This is a genomic window from Thermodesulfobacteriota bacterium (assembly GCA_039028315.1).
Lineage (GTDB): Bacteria > Desulfobacterota_D > UBA1144 > Nemesobacterales > UBA2774 > CR02bin9.
Map to the genome: position 1 here is coordinate 1 of JBCCIH010000215.1, position 3567 is coordinate 3567.

At 37.5% G+C, this 3567-nt stretch carries 5 protein-coding genes; all 5 read left to right on the forward strand.

The window, feature by feature from the left end; genetic code table 11:
- Positions 1 to 469, forward strand: a 469-nt coding sequence (locus tag AAF462_10955; GenBank protein MEM7009640.1) for a BBE domain-containing protein, incomplete at its 5' end; no start/stop codon positions are given.
- An 81-nt stretch (positions 470 to 550) separates the two neighbouring features.
- Positions 551 to 1264 (forward strand): deiodinase-like protein, encoded by a 714-nt coding sequence (locus AAF462_10960; protein MEM7009641.1) that lies wholly within the window; start codon positions 551 to 553, stop codon positions 1262 to 1264.
- A 158-nt stretch (positions 1265 to 1422) separates the two neighbouring features.
- Positions 1423 to 1797, forward strand: a complete 375-nt coding sequence (locus AAF462_10965; protein MEM7009642.1) for an IPTL-CTERM sorting domain-containing protein — start codon at positions 1423 to 1425, stop codon at positions 1795 to 1797.
- Between the two features lie 304 nt (positions 1798 to 2101).
- Positions 2102 to 3025, forward strand: coding sequence for a rhodanese-related sulfurtransferase (locus AAF462_10970; protein ID MEM7009643.1), 924 nt, complete (start codon positions 2102 to 2104; stop codon positions 3023 to 3025).
- Between the two features lies 1 nt (position 3026).
- Positions 3027 to 3431, forward strand: coding sequence for a hypothetical protein (locus AAF462_10975; GenBank protein ID MEM7009644.1), 405 nt, complete (start codon positions 3027 to 3029; stop codon positions 3429 to 3431).
- Positions 3432 to 3567 lie beyond the last annotated feature (136 nt).

The following is a 3567-nucleotide window of genomic DNA, read 5'->3' on the forward strand; positions in this document are numbered from 1 at the left end:
CATGTTTGACCCTCCTTTTCCTAACGGATCTATGCTTTGTTATTTCACTTCACTGTATTTGAACCAATTTGACGATCTAGTAATTGATAAGATGATTACTAGTTTTATTAAACGTCCAGCAAAGATTTTACCTTTTGTTCTACAAGATCTAAGCGGAGCGAGTATGAGAGTATCCGCTGATAAAACCGCATTTGGTGATCGTAGCGCGCCCTATCTACTAGAGCTTAATTCTGCTTGGTTAGATCCTAAAGAATCAGATTTCAACATTTCATGGACAAGGGAAAATATGGCTAAGTTCAAGGAGTTTTCTACTGGCGCCACCTATCTAAATCACTCTGGGTTTAACGAAGAGGGAGAGAAATTGGTAAAGAGAACCTATGGTGCTAATTATGAAAGGCTTAGACAAGTAAAGAAAAAGTATGATCCTTCAAATTTGTTTAGAGTAAATCAAAATATTACTCCAGGATAATACATGTTTTCATTTCTAGACCCACTGTGTTAGGATATGAAAACTAACTGCTGTAAAACAAAATTTCACAGGAAACTCTAAATGAGTGATATAAATTCAAACAAAGCCGAAGGATACAATTACGAGTCATTCAAGCCAAAATACTATAATTTTTTTGATTTCAAAGGCCCTAAAGCGGGCGAGCAGGTCATCGATTTTGAAGCTACTACGCTTAAAGGAGAGAAGGTGAAACTTTCTGACTACTTTGGCAAGTGGATAGTTCTAGAATCGGGCAGTTTTTCGTGTCCGATGTATGTTGGAAATATTTTAGATATGAATACTGTGGCTAAAGAGTTTCAGGATGTGGAATTTCTTGTTTTATATGTGAGAGAAGCACATCCTGGATCAAATGTCCCAGCACAGAGTTCACTTGAAGAGAAATTAAAACATGCCGGCAGATTGCCCGGGGAAGAAAGCGAAAATAGGACTATTCTTGTAGACAGTATTGACGGTAACGCCCATAATCTCTACGGTTCTTTCCCTGATTTTGTTTATATTATTAATCCTCAGGGCACTGTAGTTTTCAGAAGCGACTGGAACATCCCCACAGACGTTGAGAAGATACTCTTAGAAGGAAGAAATGAAATACATATGCGGGACCATTACGAACCGGGTAAACCTTCTATCCCTACAGCTATTAGGGTATTAGCAAGAGCAGGTCTTAATTCGCTTTGGGATTTCACAATAGGACTTCCGGAACTTATGCAGATGCACAAAAATGTCGACAAAGCTTATGAAGAACATAGCAAGAAATAATCACTATTGATTGCAGTATATATTTAATCGACCAAGTAAAATCCTTAGCCGTCTTTAATTTTTATCATACCTTCAAACTAAACTGACCAAACGGATAATTCGATAGGTTTGTATATTCAGATATGTTATAATTGCACAAATCCAAGAGGAGGGAAGTTATGATAACTCAAAGACGTATTTCAATATTTATTATTACATTGTTGCTCGGCAGCTTTATCTATCTAGCATTTCCTCAAAACACATTCGCCGGAAGCACGTTTACTCTTCCTCCAGTCCCCGGTGGATGTTGCCAATATGATGATGAAGGCCTAGATGTCTGCACTGAAATTAATCCTGGTTTAGTTTGCCCTGTGCTTGATATAGGTCCTGCTGTTGATTTTGTTCCTGATAGGGAGTGCAATTTTCAAACAGGTCAATGTGAAGGTTTAGCCAGAAATGTGCCGACAATGTCCGAGTGGGGACTCATTGCAATGGCAGGCGTGTTGGGAATTATTGGTTATATGATTCTTAGAAGAAGAAAAGCTACTGCTTAAATTCTAATTTATTACTGATATTAAAGGGAGCTTCGGCTCCCTTCTTTTTATAACACCCTCTACATACTTACTTTTTACTACAATTCCCCAGTATTAGATAAAAATTCAAACAGATTTTAAAAATAACTCTTGACTTTTTAAGACGTGTGCTTTATATTATTTATGAAACTTAAGTAACGCACTTAAAATCATCCTCCATCCTCCTTTAAGAAAGGGGAAGCAGATCGAAAAAGACTTGCTTCCCCTCTTCTTTTTTTAGGCATTTTTTCTATAGTTACAATCAGTTATAATTATTTCCCACATTATGGACAAGATACACATAATACTGTTTTACAAATTTGTGGATATAGAAAGTCCGGACGATTTTGCCCAGAATCAGCTAGATTTCTGTAATAATGAAGGCTTACTTGGCAAAATCTTAGTTGCTAATGAAGGTATAAACGGTTCACTCTGCGGCTCTAATGAGAAGATCTCTAACTATAAAGAATTTCTTAAAAGCAAAAAACAGTTTGAAAATATTAACTTCAAAGAGGAAATTGGGACATTTAACCCTTTTAAAAAGATGATTGTCAGGGTTAAAAACGAGATAATAAGAATGGACCAAGAGCTCGATCTTAATAAAAAGGGGAAATACATAACTCCTTCTGAGCTGATTGAACTTTATAATAGCAATGAAGAATTTGTAATACTCGACACTAGAAACAACTATGAGTCTGAAGTGGGTAAATTTAAAAATGCCATAACTCCGGATATTGATACTTTCCGCGATTTTCCAGAAGCCTTAAAAGACTTAGATGACCTAAAGGATAAAAAGGTGATAACTTATTGCACGGGCGGCATAAGGTGCGAGAAAGCTACATCTTATATGATCAAAGAGGGATTCAAAAACGTATATCAGCTTCAAGACGGCATTATAAATTTTTGCCAGCAGTTCCCGGATACCCTTTGGGAAGGAAAATGTTTTGTGTTCGATCAGCGTCTTCTCTCCCATGTAGACCCTGACACCAAGCCGATCACAAAGTGTATTCACTGCAATGAGAGCAGCGATAGATACAAGAACTGCAAAAACCCAACTTGTGATGACTTTATAGTTATATGCGAGAGTTGCGACAAAAAATACAACGGCTGCTGTTCTGAGAAATGCGTTGAAGAGTTCAAGGAATACTCTCTTCGAAAATCAAGACTAAGACAAGGATATAGAACGAAAGAAAATACACAGGAGAGATAAGATGAAAACACTTTTACTATTGGCGGCTTTATTAATTCCATCAGCATTTGTTTCTGCAGAAGAATGTACAGATTACATGCAGGCATTTAACAAGCACCAGCTAGTCATTAAGGGAATGATGGACCTTAATTTTCAAGGAAAAATGAACTCTCAGGTTGGAGACGCAATTGGGAAAAGAATGAAAGAAGCCCAGGAGCCCTTAGACTCAGGAGACTACGACAAAGCTTGCAATATTTATGACTCTATAATTGCGGACTACGGATTTGATACCTCATTTGGAGAAGCACCTACTCAAGAGACCACAGAATCAATCAGCGGTGGTGGTGTTGAATCAACAATGGAAGCTAAACCTGCAGAAGCGGCTTCAAGCTCTGCAGCAGATGAAGCAAGTAGCGATGGCGAATAAATATATTCAGGGCTAATAGTACGATTTAGTTGTTGATACTGATTTACGGCGGGTAATGCTTGATCTAGTCGTCTTCATTATCTTGTTCTTTCTTAGCTCGCAATAAAATTGCGATAACAAATCCTGAAAGAACTAA